The sequence below is a fragment of the Streptosporangiales bacterium genome (genome assembly GCA_009379825.1).
In the GTDB taxonomy this organism is placed as follows: Bacteria; Actinomycetota; Actinomycetes; order Streptosporangiales; family WHST01; genus WHST01.
Genome location: WHTA01000045.1, coordinates 1 through 20138 on the forward strand (window position 1 = coordinate 1; position 20138 = coordinate 20138).

14 protein-coding genes and 3 pseudogenes are annotated in these 20138 nt (G+C 71.6%); 8 read left to right on the plus strand and 9 right to left on the minus strand.

Translation table 11 applies throughout. The features are described 5' to 3' along the window. The coding region (locus GEV07_19695) for an ATP-dependent DNA ligase (GenBank protein MQA04843.1) at nucleotides 1-1013 on the minus strand (1013 nt) is incomplete at its 3' end. A gap of 54 nt (nucleotides 1014-1067) precedes the next feature. On the opposite strand from GEV07_19695, the gene GEV07_19700 reads away from it, so the two are divergent. Together GEV07_19700 and GEV07_19705 are read left to right on the plus strand one after the other, a co-directional pair. Continuing rightward, on the plus strand, nucleotides 1068-2819 hold the full coding sequence (locus tag GEV07_19700; protein ID MQA04844.1) for a hypothetical protein: 1752 nt from the start codon (nucleotides 1068-1070) through the stop codon (nucleotides 2817-2819). A gap of 3 nt (nucleotides 2820-2822) precedes the next feature. Continuing rightward, a pseudogene (locus GEV07_19705) lies at nucleotides 2823-3337 on the plus strand (FMN-binding negative transcriptional regulator). 6 nt (nucleotides 3338-3343) lie between these two features. On the opposite strand, the pseudogene GEV07_19710 reads toward GEV07_19705, so the two are convergent. The 5 genes and pseudogenes from GEV07_19710 to GEV07_19730 form a co-directional block, all read right to left on the minus strand. Next, nucleotides 3344-4412: pseudogene (locus GEV07_19710) on the minus strand (ATP-dependent DNA ligase). A gap of 19 nt (nucleotides 4413-4431) precedes the next feature. Beyond that, nucleotides 4432-5172 carry a pyrimidine reductase family protein gene (locus GEV07_19715; protein MQA04845.1) on the minus strand — a complete coding sequence of 247 codons (741 nt, stop codon included), beginning with the start codon at nucleotides 5170-5172 and terminating at the stop codon, nucleotides 4432-4434. Nucleotides 5173-5183: 11 nt separating this feature from the next. Further along, nucleotides 5184-6920: a malto-oligosyltrehalose trehalohydrolase gene (treZ, locus tag GEV07_19720; GenBank protein MQA04846.1), complete on the minus strand. Its 1737-nt coding sequence runs from the start codon at nucleotides 6918-6920 to the stop codon at nucleotides 5184-5186. After that, complete coding sequence (treY, locus tag GEV07_19725; protein ID MQA04847.1) at nucleotides 6917-9265, minus strand: malto-oligosyltrehalose synthase; 2349 nt, start codon at nucleotides 9263-9265, stop codon at nucleotides 6917-6919. Before treY ends, treZ begins: the two co-directional genes overlap by 4 nt. Nucleotides 9266-9289: 24 nt before the next feature. Further along, nucleotides 9290-10425, minus strand: a pseudogene (locus tag GEV07_19730) (MFS transporter). A gap of 54 nt (nucleotides 10426-10479) precedes the next feature. On the opposite strand from GEV07_19730, the gene GEV07_19735 reads away from it, so the two are divergent. Next, a complete protein-coding gene (locus GEV07_19735) occupies nucleotides 10480-10815 on the plus strand; it encodes a MerR family transcriptional regulator (GenBank protein ID MQA04848.1) in 336 nt (111 codons plus the stop codon). On the opposite strand, the gene glgX is transcribed toward GEV07_19735, so the two are convergent. Together glgX and GEV07_19745 are read right to left on the minus strand one after the other, a co-directional pair. Continuing rightward, complete coding sequence (gene glgX, locus GEV07_19740) at nucleotides 10812-12920, minus strand: glycogen debranching protein GlgX (protein MQA04849.1); 2109 nt, start codon at nucleotides 12918-12920, stop codon at nucleotides 10812-10814. The two genes, GEV07_19735 and glgX, sit on opposite strands and share 4 nt — an antisense overlap. Nucleotides 12921-13034: 114 nt before the next feature. Continuing rightward, nucleotides 13035-14660, minus strand: coding sequence for a DNA alkylation response protein (locus tag GEV07_19745; GenBank protein ID MQA04850.1), 1626 nt, complete (start codon nucleotides 14658-14660; stop codon nucleotides 13035-13037). A 48-nt stretch (nucleotides 14661-14708) separates the two neighbouring features. Here GEV07_19745 and GEV07_19750 point away from each other — a divergent pair, with 48 nt between their 5' ends. The 5 genes from GEV07_19750 to GEV07_19770 all read left to right on the plus strand — a co-directional run bounded on the left by GEV07_19750 (nucleotide 14709) and on the right by GEV07_19770 (nucleotide 19166). Continuing rightward, nucleotides 14709-15743 carry a YihY/virulence factor BrkB family protein gene (locus GEV07_19750; GenBank protein ID MQA04851.1) on the plus strand — a complete coding sequence of 345 codons (1035 nt, stop codon included), beginning with the start codon at nucleotides 14709-14711 and terminating at the stop codon, nucleotides 15741-15743. Between the two features lie 181 nt (nucleotides 15744-15924). Further along, entirely contained in the window at nucleotides 15925-16983 is a 1059-nt protein-coding gene (rsgA, locus tag GEV07_19755) for a ribosome small subunit-dependent GTPase A (GenBank protein MQA04852.1), read from the plus strand. A gap of 49 nt (nucleotides 16984-17032) precedes the next feature. Continuing rightward, complete coding sequence (locus GEV07_19760) at nucleotides 17033-17665, plus strand: phosphoribosyltransferase (GenBank protein MQA04853.1); 633 nt, start codon at nucleotides 17033-17035, stop codon at nucleotides 17663-17665. 114 nt (nucleotides 17666-17779) lie between these two features. After that, nucleotides 17780-18043: a WhiB family transcriptional regulator gene (locus tag GEV07_19765; GenBank protein MQA04854.1), complete on the plus strand. Its 264-nt coding sequence runs from the start codon at nucleotides 17780-17782 to the stop codon at nucleotides 18041-18043. A gap of 238 nt (nucleotides 18044-18281) precedes the next feature. Continuing rightward, a complete protein-coding gene (locus GEV07_19770; protein ID MQA04855.1) occupies nucleotides 18282-19166 on the plus strand; it encodes a hypothetical protein in 885 nt (294 codons plus the stop codon). Here the strand turns inward: GEV07_19770 and GEV07_19775 are convergent. Further along, nucleotides 19135-20118 carry a hypothetical protein gene (locus GEV07_19775; protein ID MQA04856.1) on the minus strand — a complete coding sequence of 328 codons (984 nt, stop codon included), beginning with the start codon at nucleotides 20116-20118 and terminating at the stop codon, nucleotides 19135-19137. The genes GEV07_19770 and GEV07_19775 overlap by 32 nt on opposite strands. Nucleotides 20119-20138 lie beyond the last annotated feature (20 nt).

Consider the following 20138-nt stretch of genomic DNA (forward strand, 5'->3'; position numbering starts at 1 on the left):
CGCATCGGCTCGCCGGGCATCTTCGGGTAGTCGGGGGGATAGGGGAGGTCGCCGAGATCCTCGTCGCGTTCGTCCCTGGCGGACCACTCGAGCAGGGTGTCGAGGTCGTACGCGTGCTCGTCCAGGTCCGCGTGCAGGTGGCCGACGTCGGCGAACCGCTGCGGCATGGTGGCGATGTCGAAGTCGTCGGGAGCGACGTCGCCGAGCTCCTCCCAGCGCAGCGGCGCCGAGACGCGGACCTGCGGGTTCGGCCGCACGGAGTACGCGGACGCGATCGTGCGGTCGCGGGCCATCTGGTTGTAGTCGATGAAGATGCGCTCGCCGCGCTCTTCCTTCCACCAGTTGACGGTGACCTGGTCCGGCATCCGCCGGGCGAGCTCGCGGCCGAGCGCGATGAGCGCGCGGCGGGCCTCCACGAACGTCCACCGCGGCTGGATCGGCACGTAGACGTGCAGGCCGCGGCCGCCGGACGTCTTCGGCCAGCCGGCCATGCCGAGCTCGGCGAGCAGCCCGCGCAGCTCGCCGGCGACCCGTACGGCGTCGGCGAAGTCGGTGCCGGGCTGCGGGTCGAGGTCGATGCGGAGCTGGTCCGGGTGGTCGACGTTCGGCTTGCGCACGGGCCAGGGGTGGAAGGTCAGCGTGCCGAGGTTGGCGGCCCAGGCGACCACGGCCAGCTCGGTAGGGCAGACCTCGTCGGCGGTGCGGCCGCTGGGGAAGCTGATCGTCGCCGTCTCGACGTACGGTGGCGCGCCCTTCGGCACCCGCTTCTGGTAGAACGCGTCGCCGCGGTTGTCCTGCCGGGTGGACAGCTTCGCGCCGGGGAAGACGCCGGACGGCCAGCGTTCCAACGTGGTCGGCCGGTCACGTAGTGCGGCGAGAATGCCGTCGCCGACCGCGAGGAAGTAGTCGACCACGTCGCTCTTGGTGAATCCGCGGTCCGGAAAGTACACCTTGTCGGGGTTCGAGATCCGGACCTGTTGCTCGCCGACCGCGACTTCCATTGCCTGCGCCATGCAGCCAACGGTAGCGGCCTGACCTGTCATTTCGGCCGATTCGCCGCACCTGGTATGAGCGTGCACACCACTGACACGGAGAGGGTAGGGTTGCGCCTGCGTGGGATCGCGTTGTGCGCCTGCACGCGCGCTACGGGGCGGAAGGCAACGGAGGTCATGGTCGAGGAACAGGCGGAAGTGCCTGAGAACGAGGATGCCTCGACGGAGGTCGATCCTGCCGAGGAGGCGTGGCGCGACGCCATCGAGGGGCACTGCGACCGCTACCTCGGGCCGTGCCCGAACGTCGTGGCGGAGACCTCGTCCGACCTGGTCCGCATCGACCTCGACCCGTACCTCCCGGCACACAACAGGGACCGCACCACCCTCCTCACCGTCGGCGTGAGCACGAAGGCGACGGCCGCGCCGGACGCGATGGCGCAGTACCGCCACATCGAGCTGTTCACCTACTTGCCGTCCAACTGGTCCTACGGCACCGACGAGGCGCACTGGTGGCCGTGCCGGATGCTGAAGGACGTCGGCCGGCTCGTGCACCGGCTGGAGACCTGGTACGCGCCCGGCCAGCTGCTCGGTGGTGACCCGGACGAGACGCTGACCGACGAGTCGCTGCTGACCGGTGTGGTGCTGCTGCCGCCGGTGTACGAGGACCCGGCGTTCGACCAGCTGGAGATCGAAGGCAGGAGCTGCCGGTTCCTCTGGGCGTTCCCGCTGACCACACCGGAGATCGAGTTCGCGCAGGACCGCGGCGTCTCCCGGCTGCTCGAGCTGATGGCCGAGCGCGACGTACAGCTGCCGCTGGACAGCCGCCGGGCCTGCATGATCACCGGCAAGAAGTACGGCGACTCGGACCCGTCGCCCAGCGCCGTGCCGGAGAGCAGCGCCCTGCACTCGTCGCACCCGTCCGTGCCACCCACCTCGGTGAGCCCGCAGCCACCGCCGGCGCCCGCGCAGCCGGCGCAGCACCAGTCGGGTCCGCCGCAGCACCAGCCCGGTCCGCCGCAGCACCAGTCGGGTCCGCGGCCGCAGCAGCCGCCGCCCGCGCAGCGCCCGTCCGCGCCGCCGCCTTCCGGGCCGTACGGCGGCCCGCCGCAACAGCCCCAGCAGCGCCCGCCGCAGTACGGGCCGCCGGGCTACGGTCCGCCACCGCAGCAGCGCCCGCCAGGACCCCAGTACGGCCCGCCACCGGGCTACGGTCCGCCACCGCAGCAGCGCCCGCCAGGACCCCAGTACGGCCCGCCACCCGGTTACGGTCCGCCGCCGCAGCAGCGCCCGCCGCAGTACGGGCCGCCGCCGGGCGCGCCCTACGGCGGTCCGCCGCCGCAGCAGCGCCCGCCGATGCCGCAGCAGCCGCCCGGCCCGCAGCAGGGTCCGCCTGGGCAGTCGCCCGAGCTGTGGAACAAGATCATGGCCGGCGTCGAGCAGCGGCTGAACCGGCTGCTGCAGACCGACGGCTTCCTGGTGGTGGAGGAGGCCAGCAGCGGCTACTACGTCATGCTGGCGAGCAACCGGCAGCGCGGCACGCTCGTGTGCGAGGCGGTCAGCAACCAGTTCCTGCCTTCCGGGCGCAGGCTGGCACCGGACCAGGAGCAGCGGATGCGCGGTCTTGGCTGGTCGCCGCCAGGGCAGGGCGAGGCGAGCGGCACCTGGAACTACGCCCGTACGCTGCACGTGCCGATCAAGGTGCCTGGCGTGGCGCGGGTGGCCGTGGCGACGTTGCGCGACATCTACCGGTGCGACCCCCGGAAGCTCAGCTACACCGGCAACCCGACCTCGGTCGCGGACATCAACGAGCCGCTCGACCCGAGCTAGCCGATGTACGTCCCCGCCGCGTTCCGCCCGGACGACGACGCGGTGCGTGCGCTGCTCGGCCACCTGGCCCGCAACAACGAGCACTGGCAGCAGGAGGTGCTCGGCGAGGCGCTGGTGATCGTGCGCGGGCCGGACGCGTACGTCACGCCGTCGTGGTACGCGAGCAAGCGGGAGCACGGCCGGGTGGTGCCGACGTGGAACTACGTCACCGCCCACGCTACGGCGAGCTCGTCGTGCACGACGACCCGGACTGGTGCGACGGCCTCGTACGGAGGCTGACCGAGCACCACGAGACGCAGCGGCCGCAGCCGTGGTCCGTGGACGACGCCCCGCCGAAGTTCGTGCACGGGCAGCTGCGCGCCATCGCCGGGGTGGGGGTGCGGATCAGCCGGATCGAGGCCAAGTTCAAGCTCAGCCAGAACCGGCCGGATGCGGATTTCGACGGCGTGGTCGCCGGGCTCGCCGACACCGGCGACGAGGCGACCGCGGAGGCGATGCGCGACCTCGGCCGTGGCTGAGCGCGGCTACTGCCGCAGCACCTCGGCCAGGTCGAAGTTCACCGGTTCCTCCAGCTGCGCGTAGGTGCACGACTGCGGGTCGCGGTCAGGGCGCCAGCGCACGAACTGCGCCGTGTGGCGGAACCTGATGCCTTCCATGTGGTCGTAGCGCACCTCGACGACGCGTTCCGGCCGCAGCGGCGTGAACGACAGGTCCTTGCCGCCGCTCCACCTGCTGCCCTCGGCGTTGCGCGGGGTGCGGCTGCCCTCCTCCTGCCGCTCCCATGCCCACGGGTGGTCGTCGAAGGTGGTGACAAGCGGCTGCAGCTCGGTGAACAGCTCCTTGCGGCGCGCCAGCGGGAACGCGCCGATGACGCCGACGCTGGCCAGCTCGCCCTCGTCGTTGTACAGGCCCGAGCAGCAGCGAGCCGATCGCGTCCGGGCCGCTCTTGTGCACCCGGTAGCCGGCCACCACGCAGTCGGCGGTGCGCTCGTGCTTGATCTTGAACATGGTGCGCTTGTCCGGCTGGTACGTGCCGCCGAGCGGCTTGGCGATCACGCCGTCCAGGCCGGCGCCCTCGAACTGCTCGAACCACTGCGCTGCAACGTCGAAGTCGGTCGTGGCCTTGGTCAGGTGCACGGGCGCGCCCGCCGGGGCGAGCGCCTCCACCAGGTCGGCCCGGCGCCGTTCGAACGGCTGGTCCAGGTAGCTGGTGTCGCCGAGCGCGAGCAGGTCGTACGCGACGAAGCTGGCGGGGGTCTGCTCCGCGAGCATCCGTACCCGGCTGTCCGCGGGGTGGATGCGCTGCTGTAGCGCGTCGAAGTCCAGCCGCACGCCTTCGGCGTCGGGCAGCACCAGCTCGCCGTCGACCACACAGCGCTCCGGCAGGTTCGCCTTGACGGCCTCGACGACCTCGGGGAAGTAGCGGGTCATCGGCCGTTCGTTCCTGCTGCCGACCTCCACCTCGTCACCGTCGCGGAAGATGATGGCGCGGAACCCGTCCCACTTCGGCTCGTAGCAGTAGTCCCCGCGGGGGATCTCCTTCACCGACTTCGCCAGCATCGGCTTGATCGGTGGCATGACCGGCAGTTTCATGCCTCATCTTCCCTGACCACTATGCCCTCGTGTAGTGCAGGTAGAGATAGTCGTCGTGCTCGAGCACGTGGGCGAGGTCGAGCGAGCGCGGCGGCTGCACCGCAGGGCCGCTCGTCACCCGGGTCTCGCCGCCCGCGACGAGCAGCGGCGCGACGGTGAGGCAGAGGTCGTCGATCCGGTCGGCGGCGGCGAACGTGCCGAGCAGCGCCGGGCCGCCCTCGCACAGCAGCCGGGAGAGGCCGCGGGCGGCGAGCGCGTCGATCAGCGCGTGTACGTCGACCTGCTGCTTGCCGGCGACGACGATGTCCGCGACCTGCTCGACCTGCTTGCGCCTGGCGTGGTCCGCGGCGGCGTGCGTGACGACGACCGTCGGCAGCTCCGCCTCGGTGAACGCGGACGCCGAGACGTCGAGGTCCAGCGACCCGGAGACGATGACCAGCCGCGGCACCGGGGTGAGGCCGGCGGCCAGCCGCCGCTGCCTGCGCTCCTGCTTCGGCCGCAGCGGACCGTACTTCTCCGCCCGCGCCGTGCCCGCGCCCACGATCACCGCGTCGGCAAGCCCGCGCAGGTGGCCGATCAGCTTCCTGTCGGTCGCGCTGCCGAGCGCCCTGGAGCCGCCGTCGAGCACTGCGGCGCCGTCCACGCTGGCGATCATGTTGGCGCGCAGCCACGGGCTCGCGGCCGGGTACGCGTAGACCGCGTCGAGGTCCGGCTCGTCCTGGCGCCCGAGCGGTGTGGCCGGGGCGGCGGGGTACAGCATGCGCATGGTGGTCACTCGGCTTTGCAGATCGCGACGGTTTCGCCCGGCAGTTCGAGACGTCCGTCGCGAAAGGCGTAGTCGTCGGTGGAGGCCAGGAGCACCTGCCCTGGCCTGGTGGGCAACGGGAGCAGCCGGGGCTGCAGGGCCAGGTTAGCGGCCACCACGACGCCGGCGCGCTCGACGACCAGCCAGCGCTCGTCGGCGGCGTACGTCACGTGGCTGTCGCCGAGCGGGCCGCTGGCCAGTGCGGGGAACTCGTTGCGGAGCGCGATCAGGCGCCGGTGCCAGTCGAGCAGGTCGCGGTGCGGCTCGCGCTCTCGTTCGGCCCAGTCGAGCACCGAGCGGCGGAACGTCGCGGGGGCCTGCGGGTCGGGCACTTCGTCGGCGCGCCAACCGAAGCTGGCGAACTCGGCGCGCCGGCCTGTACGAACGTTGTCGGCGAGCCGTTCGTCGCGGTGGTCGCTGAAGAACAGCCACGGCGTGGCGGCGCCCCATTCCTCGCCCATGAACAGCATGGGGGTGAACGGAGAGGTGAGGACGAGCGCCGCGGCGACCTGCAGCAGGCCGGGGGAGAGCAGGTGCGAGCTGCGCTCACCGCCGGCCCGGTTGCCCACCTGGTCGTGCGTCTGCAGGTAGCCGAGCAGCTGCCAGCCGGCGACGCCCACCGGCGGCCGCCCGTGCCGCCGGCCGCGCACCCGCGAGTGCTGCCCGGTGTAGACGTAGCCCTGCTCTATAGCGGTGGCCAGGTCGGGCAGGCCGCTGAAGTCGGCGTAGTACCCGTCGGTCTCCCCGGTGAGCGTCACGTGCAGCGCGTGGTGGAAGTCGTCGTTCCACTGCGCGTGGATCCCGTAACCGCCGCCGGCCGTGGGGGTGACGATGCGCGGGTCGCCGAGGTCGGACTCCGCGACGAGGAACGTGGTGCGGCCGGCGGCGACGCCGAACTCCCGCACCGCGGCGGCGAGCTCCTCGAGCAGGTGCGTCGCCGACGAGTCGCGGAACGCGTGCACGGCGTCGATGCGCAACCCGTCGACGTGGAAGTCGCGCAACCACATCAGCGCGTTCTCGACGATGTACTCGCGCACGTCGTCGCTGCCCGGGTCGTCCAGGTTCACCGCGGGTCCCCAGGGCGTGCGGTAGCTGTCGGTGAGGTACGGCCCGAAGGTAGCGAGGTACGCCCCGTCCGGCCCGAGGTGGTTGTAGACGACGTCGAGCGCCACCGCCAGGCCGCGGGCGTGGCAGGCGTCCACGAACGCCTTGAGGCCGTCCGGCCCGCCGTACGGCTCGTGCACGGCGAACGGGGCCGCGACGTCGTAGCCCCAGCCGTGCCTACCGGGGAACGCGTGCACGGGCAGCAGCTCCACGACGTCGATGCCGAGGTCGACGAGATGGTCCAGCTTTTCCGCGGCGCCGGCGAACGTGCCCGCCGGGGTGAACGTGCCGACGTGCAGCTCGTAGACGACCCGACCGGGCAGGGCGATGCCGCGCCAGCCGGTGTCGTGCCAGCGGTAGTCGGCATGCCGGTAGTGCCGGCCGGGCACGTGTACACCGTCGGGCAGCCACACGCCGCGCGGGTCGGGCACCGGATCGCCGCCGTCGACGGCGAACCCGTAGCGGGCGCCGGCGGGTAGGTCGGGCACGTCGACCGTCCACCAGCCGGGACGGTCCGCCGGCACCATCGGGTGCCGGCCGTCGTCGAGGACGGTGTCGACGGCGGACGCGGCCGGCGCCCATACCCGGAGCTCGGTCACGCGGAGACCTCCCGCGTGAGCACGGCCACGGGGAGGTCGGTGAGCAGCTGCTCGACGCGCACGGTGCCCGCGTGCGTGGTGCCGCTGAACAGGCTAGTCCAGCTGCCGGACGGCAGCGCCACGGTGGTGTCGCGGAAGCCGCCGGCCCCGGCCAGCGTGACCGGCAGCCGGGGTACGACGGCGACGACACCGCCACGGCTGAACGCCAGCACGTGCCGCGCGGCCACCCCCTGCGCGGGCAGCGGCTGGTACCTGGTGAAGAGGTCCTGCCGGTCGCGGCGCAGCCGCAGCAGCCGGCTTGTCAGGTGCACCTTGAGCCGTTGTGGGTCGTCGGTGCGAACCGAGGGTGGCCGCTGCCCGCGGTCGGCGTCGGCGAGCACCGCGCCGAGCGCGCCGTAGTCGACGGGACGCCTGTTGTCCGGGTCGACAAGGGCCAGGTGTATCCCCTCCGCGCCCTGGTAGACGTCCGGCACGCCGGGCATGGTCAGCTGCACCGCCTTCTGCGCCAGCAGGTTGCTGATCCAGCCGAGGCGCAGCTCGCCGGCGAACGCATCGATGCGCGCGTCGGCGGCGAGGGCGCGAGCGTAGTGCTCGACGGCCGCCTCATAGCCGGGGTCGGGAGCGGTCCACGAGGTGGCGAGCTTCGCCTCCCGGCACGCCTTGCGCAGGTACGCCGTCAGCCGCTCCTCGTCGATCGGCGCGGCGCCGAGCCGGGTCTGCCAGGCCAGGTACCTGGTGGGCAGGTCCACGGCGGCGTCGACCGCCTGCAGCTCGTCGACCAGCGCCGCCCGCGCGGCCGGCACCTCGGTGAGCGTCGCCAGCCGGGCGCGGACGTCCTCGCCGCGCTTCGTGTCGTGCGTGGACAGCGTGGTCATGCCCGCGGCGGCCATCCGGCCGGCGTGCTCGTGGAACTCCGCGACGGGGTCGTCGCTGCGGCGCCCGGGGTCGCCACCGACCTCGCAGCTCGACACCAGCGCGTGCCAGCGGTAACCGGCGGTGTCCTCCACCCCCTTCGCGGTGAGTGCGCTGCTGAGCTGTTGGAACCGGACGACGAGCTCGGTGGTCGCCGGGTCGAGCAGCGAGGCGGTGAACTCGCCTATCGCAGCAGCGGCAGCCGGCCGCTGCTCGGCCGCGGCGCGCCGTGCCCGCTCGAGCACCTCGCAGTCGCGGGCGTCGGGCTTACGTCCCGGCTCCAGGTACGTGCGGTACACGGGCATCGCGACCAGCAGCTCGTCGAGAGCCTCGCCGAGCAGGGTGCGGTCGACCGCAGGCAGCTGCCCGGACGCCAGGGCGAGCAACCGGTCGCGCTCGGCGGTGAACAACTGCGCGAGCACCGTTCGCTTGGCTTCCCGCTCCACGTCCGGGTACGTACGGTCCTCGCCGGTGAAGCGCCGGTACACGGCGGCCAGCTCGGCCAGGCCCGCCGGGTCCTGCCAGACGGTGTCGAGCACCCGGAGCGCGTCGTAGCCGGTCGTGCCGGCGCACGGCCACTCCGCGGGCAGCGTCTCGCCGGGGGCGAGGATCTTCTCCACCACCAGCCAGGTGTCGCCGGCCGCCTCCGCCAGCCGGTCGACGTACCCGGCCGGGTCGGCGAGCCCGTCCACGTGGTCGACGCGCAGGCCCTGGATGTCGCCGCGGTGCACGAGCTCGAGCACCAGCCGGTGCGTCTGCTGGAAGACGTCGGCGTCCTCCACCCGCAGGGCGATCAGGTCGTCGATGTCGAAGAACCGCCGGTAGTTCAGCGGCTGCGCCGGGTTCGACCAGTGGGTGAGCACGTAGTGCTGTGCGTGCACGACCTCGGGCCAGCCGAGGTGCTCGGTGCCGGGCGCTACCGGGAACTCGTGCTCGTGGTACCTGAGGCGGTCGCCGTCGCGGCTCAGCTGCTGCGTACCGATGGCCTCGTCCAGACCGCAGCCGAGCACCGCGAGCACGAGCTTGCCACCGCCGGCGTCCCAGTCGATGTCGAACCAGTGCGCGGTCGCCGCGTCCCTGCCGTCGCGCAGCACCGACCACAGCGCGGCGTTGCGCGACTGCGGGACGGGGACGGCCATGTGGTTCGGCACGATGTCGACGACGCAGCCGAGCCCGTGCTCGCGCAGCGCGCTCTGCAGCACCTGCCAGCCCTCGTACCCACCCCGCTCGGCGGAGAGCAGGCCGTGGTCGACCACGTCGTACCCGTGGTTGGAGCCCGGCGTGCACTCCAGGATCGGCGAGAGGTACACGTGCGAGACGCCGAGACCGGCCAGGTAAGGCACGACCGCTGCTGCGTCCCGGAACCCGAACGTCGGGGTGAGCTGCAACCGGTACGTGGCTGTCGGCGCCATCGGCTGACCTTCCAACCCCATCGGCGACGGGCGTGCGCATCCAGCCTAGGCCCTGTCCATGGACAGGGTGCTCAACACCAACCCGCAGGCGGTGAGGCCGGTCGCCACCAGGTAGAGGGAGCGTGGTCCGGTGCTCGAGTCGGTGACCACCCCGCCGAGCCACCCGGCGGTGGCCGCCGCGACCTGGTAGCCGGAGGCGTTGACCGCCATCGCCAGCGTCGGCGCCGCGGCGGCCGCCGCCATGACCCTGGCCTGCATGCCGGGGACGACCGCGAAGCCCAGCGCACCGATCACCACCACGGCGACGGTGGCCGGCCCCGGTGCGACGGCAGCGACCCACGCGGCAAGCAGCACCAGCGCGAGAAGACCCAACAGTGCCGGCTGGGCGACGCGGGGGCTGTAGTCGAACAGCGAACCGCCGACCAGGTTGCCGACGGTCGCCCCGACGCCGTACGCGAGTAGCAGTGCGGGCAACCGGCCGGCCGGGTGGCCGGCGACGTCCGTCATCAGTGGTGCGAGGAAGGAGAACACCATCAGCACTCCCACGTTGCCGACCGCCGTGACCGCCAACGCCAGGAGCACGGGCGGCCGGCGCAGCACCCGCAGCTCGACGAGCGCGGAGGGCCGTCGTTCGTCCGGCTCCGGGGCGTCGATCAGCACGGCGACCAGCACGAGGCCGAGCAGACACGCCACGCCGATCGCGACGAAGGTGGCCCGCCAGCCCCAGCTGCCCCGATGGCGGTGCCGATCGGCGCGCCGACGATCATCGCGAGGTTCATGCCGAAGGCCAGCCTGGCCACCGCGGTCGCGGCGCGTTCGGGTGGCGCAGCGCGCACCGCGACGACTATCGCCTGGGCGAAGAAGGTCGACGTCACGAGGGCGGTGACCACCCGCGCCGCCAACAGCCACGCGAAGCCGGGTGCGACGGCCGAGCCGGCGTTGCCCACCACCGCGACGCCGAGCAGCACGAGCAGCAGCCACTTGCGGTGTGCGCGGGCGGTGAGTGCGGTGAGCACCGGCCCGCCGACGATCATGCCGGCCGCGTACGCGGTGACGAGCAGTCCTGCGGCACCGACCCGTGACGTCGAGGTCGGCGGCGACCTCGGGCAGGATGCCGCTCACCACGAACTCGCGGTGGTGATGGCGAAGACACAGAACATCAGGGTCGCCAGCCGGGTCACGCCGGTACGCTAAAGCCTGACGTCGGTGTGAGGGTCAACTCGAGAGGCGGACCGGTGCTGGTCGGTGAGCTCGCCGTGCGTACGGGGGCGAGCGTGCGGGCGCTGCGGTACTACGAGGGGAAGGGCCTGCTGCGCCCGGGGCGCACGCCAAGCGGTTACCGGGTGTTCGCCGAGTCGGACGTGCGCGCCGTCGAGCACGTCCGCACACTGCTCGCGGCCGGGCTCGGCACCGAGCTGATCGCCGAGATCCTGTCGTGCATGAGCGGCGAGTCGCTCCTGCTTGCGGACTGCCGCGAACGCCTGGCCGCCGAACGCCGCCGGATGACCGCGGACATCGACCGGATCAGCACCGCCCGCGACCTGCTCGACGGCCTGCTCACGCGCGGCTAGGTGCGGCGCAGCACCACGAGCGAGCGGGCCTCCACGTCCACCTGTTGTCCGGCCTTGCTGGTGGGACGGTACGTCGCGTCCGGGTTGGCGGTGTCGAACTCCACCTCCCACGACTCGCCGAACGTGGCGTCCGGCAGGGTGAAGGTGATGTCCTGGTCGTAGGCGTTGAAGAGCAGCAGGAACGAGTCGTCGGTCACCTGCTGGCCGTACGGGTCGGGCTCGACGAGCGCGTCACCGTTGAGGAACACGCTCAGCGTCTGGCTGAACCCGTTGCTCCAGTCGGTGTCGGTCATCTTCGTGCCCTCGACGGTGAACCAGCCGATGTCGTGCAGCCCGTTCGCGCCGCCGTGCAGCGGGCGTCCCTGGAAGAACCGGCGCCTGCGGAACACCGGGTGCGCATGCCGGAACGCGACGAGCCGCGAGGCGAAGTCGAGCAGCTCACGGTCCGCGTCGCCGATGGCCCAGCTCACCCAGGAGATCTCGTTGTCCTGGGCGTAGCCGTTGTTGTTGCCGTGCTGGGTGCGGCCGATCTCGTCGCCGTGCAGCAGCATCGGGGTGCCCTGCGAGAGCAGCAGCGTGGCGAGGAAGTTGCGCTTCTGCTTCGCGCGCAGCGCGACTACGCCGGGGTCGTCGGTGGGACCCTCGACACCGCAGTTCCACGACCGGTTGTCGTCGGTGCCGTCCTTGTTGTCCTCACCGTTTTCCTCGTTGTGCTTCTCGTTGTACGACACCAGGTCTTCGAGGGTGAAGCCGTCGTGACAGGTGACGAAGTTGATGGACGCGAACGGGCTGCGCCCGCTGGACTCGTAGAGGTCGCTCGAGCCGCAGATGCGGGACGCGAACTCCGGCACGTTGGGCGTCTGGCCGCGCCAGAAGTCGCGCACGGTGTCGCGGTAGCGGCCGTTCCACTCCGTCCAGCCGGGCGGGAAGTTGCCCACCTGGTAGCCGCCCTCGCCGACGTCCCACGGCTCCGCGATGAGCTTCACCTGCGACACCACGGGGTCCTGCTGCACGAGGTCGAAGAACGCCGAGAGCTTGTCCACGTCGTGCAGCTCGCGGGCGAGCGCGGACGCCAGGTCGAAGCGGAACCCGTCGACGTGCATCTCGGTGACCCAGTAGCGCAGCGAGTCCATGATGAGCTGCAGCGTGTTCGGGCTACGGACGTTGAGGCTGTTGCCGGTGCCCGTGTAGTCCATGTAGTAGCGCGGGTCGTCGTCGAGCAGCCGGTAGTACGCGGCGTTGTCGAGGCCGCGGAAGCACAGGCTCGGCCCGTCGTGGTTGCCCTCGCCGGTGTGGTTGTACACCACGTCGAGGATGACCTCGATGCCCGCGGCGTGCAGCGACCGCACCATCTGCTTGAACTCCTGCACCTGCTCGCCGGCCTGGCCGGAGAACGCGTACCGGTTGTGCGGTGCGAGGTAGCCGATGGTGTCGTAGCCCCAGTAGTTCGCCCGGCCGCGCTTCTGCTGTTCCTCCGTGACGACGAACTGGTGTACGGGCATCAGCTCGACGGCCGTCACCCCGAGCTGGGTGAGGTGCTCGACCACCGCGGGGTGCGCGAGGCCCGCGTACGTGCCACGCAGCTCCTCAGGCACCTCGGGGTGCAGGACGGTGAGGCCCTTGACATGTGCCTCGTAGATCACCGACTGGTAGTACGGCGTCTTCGGGTGCCTGTCGTCGCCCCAGTCGAAGAACGGGTTGACCACCACGGAGCGCATGGTGAACGGCGCGCTGTCGTCATCGTTCGTCCGGTCCGGGTCGTCCAGCCGGTGCGCGAACACGGCCGGGTCCCACTCCACGCCGCCCTGGATCGCCTTCGCGTACGGGTCGAGCAGCAGCTTCGCCGGGTTGCAGCGCTGACCCTGCGCCGGGTCCCACGGCCCGTGCACCCGGTAGCCGTAGCGCTGACCAGGGCCGATGCCGGGCAGGTAGCCGTGCCAGGTGTAGCCGTCCACCTCGGTGAGCTCGTACTTGGTCTCGGTGCCCTCGGCGTCGAAGAGGCACAGCTCGACGCGGTCCGCGACCTCGGAGAAGATCGCGAAGTTGGTGCCAGAACCCGTGTACGTTGCGCCACGAGGATAGGGCTGACCTGGCCAAACGGTCATCAGACGGTCTCCAGAGCGAGCATGGTGAAGGGATGGACTAGGCGGTCGGCCGTGGAGCGCCGTCGGCAGTGGTCATGGGACGAGGCTAGCCGAACGCTACCCGAGGCCAGCCGGTCAGTCGGCCCAGACGCGCGAGAGGATCCTCTCGTCGTCCGGTGTGCCGGGAACCGTACCGAACGTGTGCCCGCCGGTGCCGCCGAGCCGGGTAGCGCAGAACACGTCCGCGACCGCCGGGGCGCCGTGCCGTACGAGCAGGGCACCGGTCAGCACGAGCGCCGTCCGCTCGCCCAGCCGGCGCGCCCGCCGCTCCAGGTCGGTGAGGTCAGCGAGCTCGGTGAGCAGGTCGGTGACCGCGCGGTCGAGGTGCTGGTCGGCGCCCCTGGACTCGGCGAGCTCGGCCAGCACGGCGTCGACATTCTGCGGCTCCCGCAGCGCGCGCAGCAGGTCGAGCGCGTTGACGCTGCCTGAACCCTCCCAGATGGAGTTCAGCGGGGCCTCCCGGTACAGCCTGGCCATGCCCCAGTCCTCCACGTAGCCGTTGCCGCCGAAGCACTCCAGGGCCTCGGCGATCATGCCGGGCGCCCGCTTGCACACCCAGAACTTGGCCACCGGCAGGGCGATGCGCAACAGCGCCTGCTCGTCGGCGTCGGCCGCGGCCGCGAGCCGCATCAGCAACGCCGTCGCCGCCTCGGACTCGACGGCGAGGTCGGTGAGCACGTTGCGCATCAACGGCTTGTCGATCAGCGTCGAGCCGAACGCCGTGCGCCCGTGCGCGTAGTGGGTCGCCCGCACGGCCGCCTGCCTGACGATCGCCGCCGAGCCCGCGACGCAGTCGAGCCTGGTGGCGGCGACCATCGCCATGATGGTGCGCAGGCCGCGTCCCTCCTCGCCGAGCCGGTACGCGACGGCGGCGTCGAACTCGACCTCGCTGGACGCGTTCGACCGGTTGCCGAGCTTGTCCTTCAACCGGCGGATGTGGAACGCGTTGCGGCTGCCGTCGTCGAGCACCCGGGGGAGCACGAAGCAGGTCAGCCCGCCGGCCGCCTGCGCCAGTACGAGGAAGACGTCGCTCATCGGCGCGGAGCAGAACCACTTGTGCCCGGTGAGCGTGTAGACACCCGCGGTGTCGGTGGCCGTCGCCGCCGTGCTGTTCGACCGTACGTCCGAGCCGCCGTGTGTCTCCGTCATGCCCATGCCGGCGAGCGCACCCGCCTTGCCCGCGGCGGGGACGAGGCCGGGCTCGTACCTGCGGGAGGTGAGCAGCGGCTCCCAGGCCGCGGCCAGCTCCTTGTCCGTACGCAGCGCCGGTACGGCGGCGTGCGTCATGGAGACGGGGCAGAGGTGCCCCTGTTCGACCTGCGACCACAGGTAGAAACCCGCCGTACGCGCGACGTGCGCGCCCGGCCCCGGCGCGGACCACGGCGAGCCGGTGAGCCCCCAGCCGACGGCGCGCCCAAGCAGCTCGTGCCAGGCGGGGTGGAAGTCGACCTCGTCGACCCGCTGCCCGGCGCGGTCGTGGGTACGCAGCGCCGGCGGGTACCGGTTGGCGAGATCGCCGAGGTCGTGTGCCTCTGCGCTGCCGGCCGCCGCGCCGATCTCGTGCAGCAGCTCGTCGGCCCACTTGCCGCCGTGCCGGGTCACGCCCGCCTGCAGCGTCGGGTCGGCGGCGAAGGCGTCGTGGTCGGGCAGCGGCGCGGGGACGTTGTCCGGTGAGATTTCCGGCCTATCACGGTGTGGCATGCCGGTAAGTCTGTCACCGGACGCCGTACCTTGGCCCTCTGTGTAAGCATGTACGCAGCGTGGTTGGCACCTGTGGATGGAGGCTCGTGGATGGCCACCACGGCAGACCCGCGGAGGACGATGCGCGCACTCGTCGGCAGAGCACGAGTGCGGATGCGGGATGCCCGTTGGTTCGTAGCCATCCGCACCATGGCCACGATCGTCCGACGGACGGTCGTCGCGCTGTTCAGGTACCGGGTCACCGGCCTGGCCGCGGAGGCCGCGTTCTGGGCGCTGCTGTCCCTGCCGCCGCTCGTGCTGGGGTTCATCGGCACGCTCGGCCACTTCCGCACCTGGCTGGGTCCGCAGACGTTGCAGGAGATCCGGGAGTGGCTGCTCGACAACGCCGCGATCGTGCTGACCGAACGCACCGTGGACGTGGTGGTCGCGCCGATCGTCGACGACGTCTTCCGCGGCGGATCCGTGGACATCATCTCGCTGGGTTTCCTGATCTCGCTGTGGTCCGGCTCGCGGGCACTGAACGTCTACGTGGACGCCATCACCATCGCGTACGGGCTCGCGGGGCACCGCGGCATAGTGAGGACCCGCGCGCTGTCGTTCTCGCTCTACCTGGTCGGGCTCGCCATCGGGCTGGTCGTACTGCCGTTGCTCGTCGCGGGACCGACCGTGGTCAAGCATGCGATCCCGCAGACCGCGCAGTGGGTGAACGTCTTCTACTGGCCCGTCGTCGTGCTCCTCAGCGTGGTGTTCCTGACGTCGTTGTACTCGGTCAGCGTGCCCGTGCGCACCCCCTGGTGGCGTGACCTGCCGGGGTCGGGGGTGGCCATGCTCATCTGGGTGACGGGTAGCTTCGTGCTCCGCGAGTACCTAGGCGCGTCGTTCGCCGGCTCGACCATCTACGGCTCGCTCGCCGCACCGGTGGCCGTACTCGCGTTCCTCTACCTCACCGCGCTGGCGATCCTGATCGGTGCAACGTTGAACGCGGAGATCGACAAGCACTGGCCGACGGCCGCGACGGCGGCCGCGCGTGGCGACCGGCCGCCCGGCCGGCCGGCGGTGGACTCGAACGGGAAATTGCTGTGACAACGCCTGACGGCCGGGCTAATGTCAGCTCTGCCAGGTCGGGATACGCGCAGAGGGGGTGAGGAGCAATGCCGGTCACCGCACTCCAGGCCAGTGTCCGTCGTCTCCTCGGGGTTCGCCGCGCGTCGCACATCCGCACGTCGCGCTGACCGGTCCCTGCCGAAACTCTAGGGATCTCCGCATGTCCTCTCCTGCTCTCGTGTCCCTCGGCTGGGACGCCACACGCGCTCGCGCGTTCGCCGCCTTCACCGACCAGACCCTGGTACCCGCTCGGGTCGCCCGGGTCGATCGAGGCGGCTGCGACACCCTGACCGCAGCCGGTCCGCTGCGTTGCTCGTACGGCGCGAACGTCCTGGCGGAACCACCCTGCACCGGCGACTGGGTGGCGGCACGATGCTGGCCGGACGACCGGGTGACGGTCGAGGCGATCCTGGAGCGCCGCACGCTGCTCAGCCGGCTGACGGTGACGCCCGGCCAGTCGAAGAGCCAGCCGCTGGCGTCGAACGTGGACGTGGTGTTCGTCGCGGGTGCCGTGCCCGACCCCGACCTCGGCCGGATCGAGCGGCTGCTCGCCGTCGTCTGGGAGAGCGGCGCCCGTGCCGTGGTGCTCCTGACCAAGGCCGACCTGGCCGGTTCCGCGATCGACGTGCTGCTCGACGACGTGCGGGAGATCGCGGGCGACGCACCCGTACACGGGGTGAGCGCGCCGACCGGGCTCGGCCTCGCCGAGCTGCGCGCCGAGCTGCCGGACGGCCACACGGCCGCGCTGCTCGGGGCGTCCGGCGTCGGCAAGTCCACCATCGCCAACGCGCTGGTGGGAGCCGAGCTGCTCCCGACGGCCGTGTTGCGCGCGGACGGCAAGGGACGGCACACCACGGTCACCAGGGAGCTGGTGCCGCTGCCCGGCGGCGGCGTGCTGATCGACACCCCGGGACTGCGCAGCATCGGGGTCAACGTCGCCGCAAGCACCGTCGACCGGGTCTTCGCCGACATCGAGGAGCTCGCCGCCGGCTGCAGGTACCGCGACTGCGCACACGACGCCGAGCCCGGATGTGCCGTGTGGGAGGCGATCGAGCGTGGCGAGCTGAGGGAACGGCGGCTGCTGAGCTGGCGCAAGCTGATGCGCGAGGCGCGGTACGAGCGCGAGCGGTCGCAGGCGCGGGCCCGCGCGGAGCTGCGCCGCCGGCAGAAGCGCAAGAAGCAGGACGACCAGCAGACCCGGTTACGTGCCCGCCCGTGAGCGTACGCGCGCCGTTGTGGGCGGGTCGGGCACGGGCCACACTAGGCACGTGCGCTTCCGTGACCGCGCGGACGCGGGTTGCCAGCTCGGGGCCGCGCTCGAGCGATATCGAACCAGGCGGCCGCTCGTGGCCGGGCTGGCGCGCGGTGGCGTCGTGGTCGCCGCCGAGGTGGCGCGTGCGCTCGACGCTCCGCTGCATCTCACCGTGGTGCGCAAGCTCGGGCACCCGGCGCACCCCGAGCTCGGCCTCGGCGCCCTGGCCGAGGACGGCGTCCCCGTCTGGAACGAGCCGCTGCTCGGGCACTTCGCCATCGACGAGCAGAAGCGCTACGCGGTGCTGGCCCGCGAGCGGGACGAGATGCGGCGCCGGCGCGCGAAGTACCGGCCAGGGCTGCTGCCTGCGGACCTGACCGGCCGGACGGTCGTGCTGGTCGACGACGGCCTGGCCACCGGTGGCTCCGCCCGCGCAGCAATCGGCTTCGTGCGGCGCAGGGGAGCGGAGTGGGTTGCGCTAGCTGTGCCCGTCGGGGCGCCCGATGTGGTAGCGATGCTCCGCGACGCCGCCGATGAGGTGTTTGCGCTGGTCACGCCCGCAGACCTGGCCGCCGTGGGGCAGTGGTACGAGCATTTCGACCAATGCACCGACCGCAGTGTGCTCGATGTGTTACAAGATCACTACTGACGGAATTTATCGCCCCGAGTTCGCAACCTCGTCATTGAAACGGGCGTCGTACCCCCAATAACGTCAACCTCACCTTCATCGGGGGAGACAAACGTGCGAGACCTGAAGCTACTCATGTCCGCGAGTGCGCGGTGGAGCGAGTCGGCGGCATGTAGCACCGTATCCGCTGACCTGTTCTTCGACTCGGAAGGCGAGACGCGTGAGGAACGCGAAGTTCGGGAGCGTGCTGCCAAGGCGGTATGTGCGCAATGTCCGGCCTTGAACGTGTGCCTCGACTTCGCCGTCGACCGACCCGGCCTGCACGGTCTATGGGGCGGTATGAACGGTCGTGAGCGTGCGGCGGAACGCCGTCGCCGCACGCGCTCCGTCGCTGCATAGCGGCGGAAAAGCAGCACCAGGGGTGCGCCGGTGCATGGATTCGGCCATGCACCGGTGCGCCTACCTGTGCATCGGGTGCCATTGTGCAACGCTCTGACCCGGGATTCACCGGAACTCAGGATGCGCAGTGGCCGAGATCGTCTGTCCGCATTGTCATGCGACCGTCCCTCGCGAGGCGGCCTTCTGTCCAGGTTGCCGTAGTCTGATCGGTGGCGGCAGCAGCAAGGAACAGCTGCTGGTGCCGGCCGGGCAGGCCGCCGACACTGCGGCAAAGGACGTCGTCGAAGAGGCGGTGCGCGCCTCGATCGCGGCGCCGAAGCCGGCCGCCGGGCAGCAGTCTCGCGCCGGCACCACCGATCCGGTCGACCCCTATCCCACCGACGAGCAGCCGCGGCGTGCCTCGCCCCGCCGGCAGTCGCCGCGTCCCCGGACCGAACAGGCAGCGTCGGACGACGGCGCGGGCACCACGGCGTTGGCCCGCGTGGTGGCGTTCGTCGTCGCCGTGCCTGGCGCCGTGCAGGCGGCGGCGGTGAAGCTCGGCGCGTTGCCTGTCACCGTCCTGGTGGTGGTATTCGCCCTGCTCGGCTCCGGTGGGTTGCTCTACTCCGTGGGGGCGTTCGAGGGGCCGTCCGCGGCCGAGCCCGAGCGGGTCGGCAAGCCACAGCTGCTGGCGCCGGTGTCGCACGAGGTGACGTGCGCGGCGAAGGCCAGCGTGACCGCCGCGGGCAAGCGGGTGACGTTCGGTGCGAAGCACCTCGTCGACGGCAACCCGAAGACGGCCTGGCGGTGCGCGGGTGACGGCGGCAAGCAGCGGGTGACGCTGTCGTTCGGCAAGCCGGTGCGGGTGAGCAAGCTGGCGCTCGTGCCCGGGTGGGCCACCAAGGACCCCACCAGTCACGCCGACAGGTTCGAGGAGAACGGCGCCCCGACCGCCGTCACGTGGCGGTTCGACGAGTCCGCGCAGCGACAGCGCATCGGCACCCCGGAGCCGCGATGGGCGACGTTGCGGCTGGACCAGACCGTACGTACCACCTCGGTGACCCTGGTGATCGACGCCATCCGCAAGGGCGAGCGACGGGCCATGGTCGCCGTCAGCGAGATCCGGGTTCACGGCTACCGCTAGCCGGCCGACGGTCAGCGCTCGTGCTCGCGTCCCCGTGCGTCCGTGTCCGCTCGCGACCGGGCACGATGCCGGCCGGTACGTTCCAGCGCCTGGCGCCCGGAGGTTGCTGGGGCGCATACTGGCCGGGCAGCGCGGCGGAGTGCCGGCTCCCCGCCGTCCGTGCGCGGTCGAGGTGCTCCTGCTCGTCCGGCCGTCCGAGGCCCGCATGGATAGCGATCCGTGAGTAGAGCTCGTCGCCGAGCGCCCGGTCGAGGGCGTCGAGGTGGCGGCGGGGAGCGGAGGCGCGGTCGTGCTCGCCGGTCGCGGCGTACTGCAGCAGGGCGCGCATGGGTTCGTAGTCGGCGCGTGCACCGGCCCAGCTCGCGACGCCGACGGCCTCTTGGCCGAGATCGTGCCGGATCCTGGCCCAGTCCAGGTGGTGGCCACCCGCCTTCGCGAGCTGCGAGACGTACAGCCGCGCCGCCCGGCCGTTCTCCTCCCGGAGCGGGTGGCAGTTGTTGATCTCCGCCCAGTAGTAGCCGGCCCGGTCCGCCCACTGTCGCGGGTCGGTCAGCGCACGCAGCTCGCCGTCGCGGCCGAGCTGCTCGGTCAGCACGCGGAAGTGGGTCTCGATGCAGGTGTGGCGCAGGAACGGCCGTTCCCTGTCGGTTGGCTTGGCGATGTCCACGATGCGCAGGTCCCCGGCCGACGGGTACACGTCGCCGAACCGCTCGCGGTGGCAGTGCTTCAGGTAGCTCAGGTCGAAGCGCTCGGGCGGTTCTCGCTGGGCCAGGTCGGCGAACGCCACACCGCTGACCCCTCGTTCGTACGCGTTGAGCGCCTCCGGGTTGCGGAGGCCGAGCTTGTTGCGCAGTACGGGCGTACGCGGCTCGAAGTAGGTGAACCAGACCGGTCTCCGGTCGGGAATCTCACCGGCTGTCGTCGTCCGAGGATGTGTCGCGGACCAGTTCATCTGTAAGCGCCTTGTGCTCC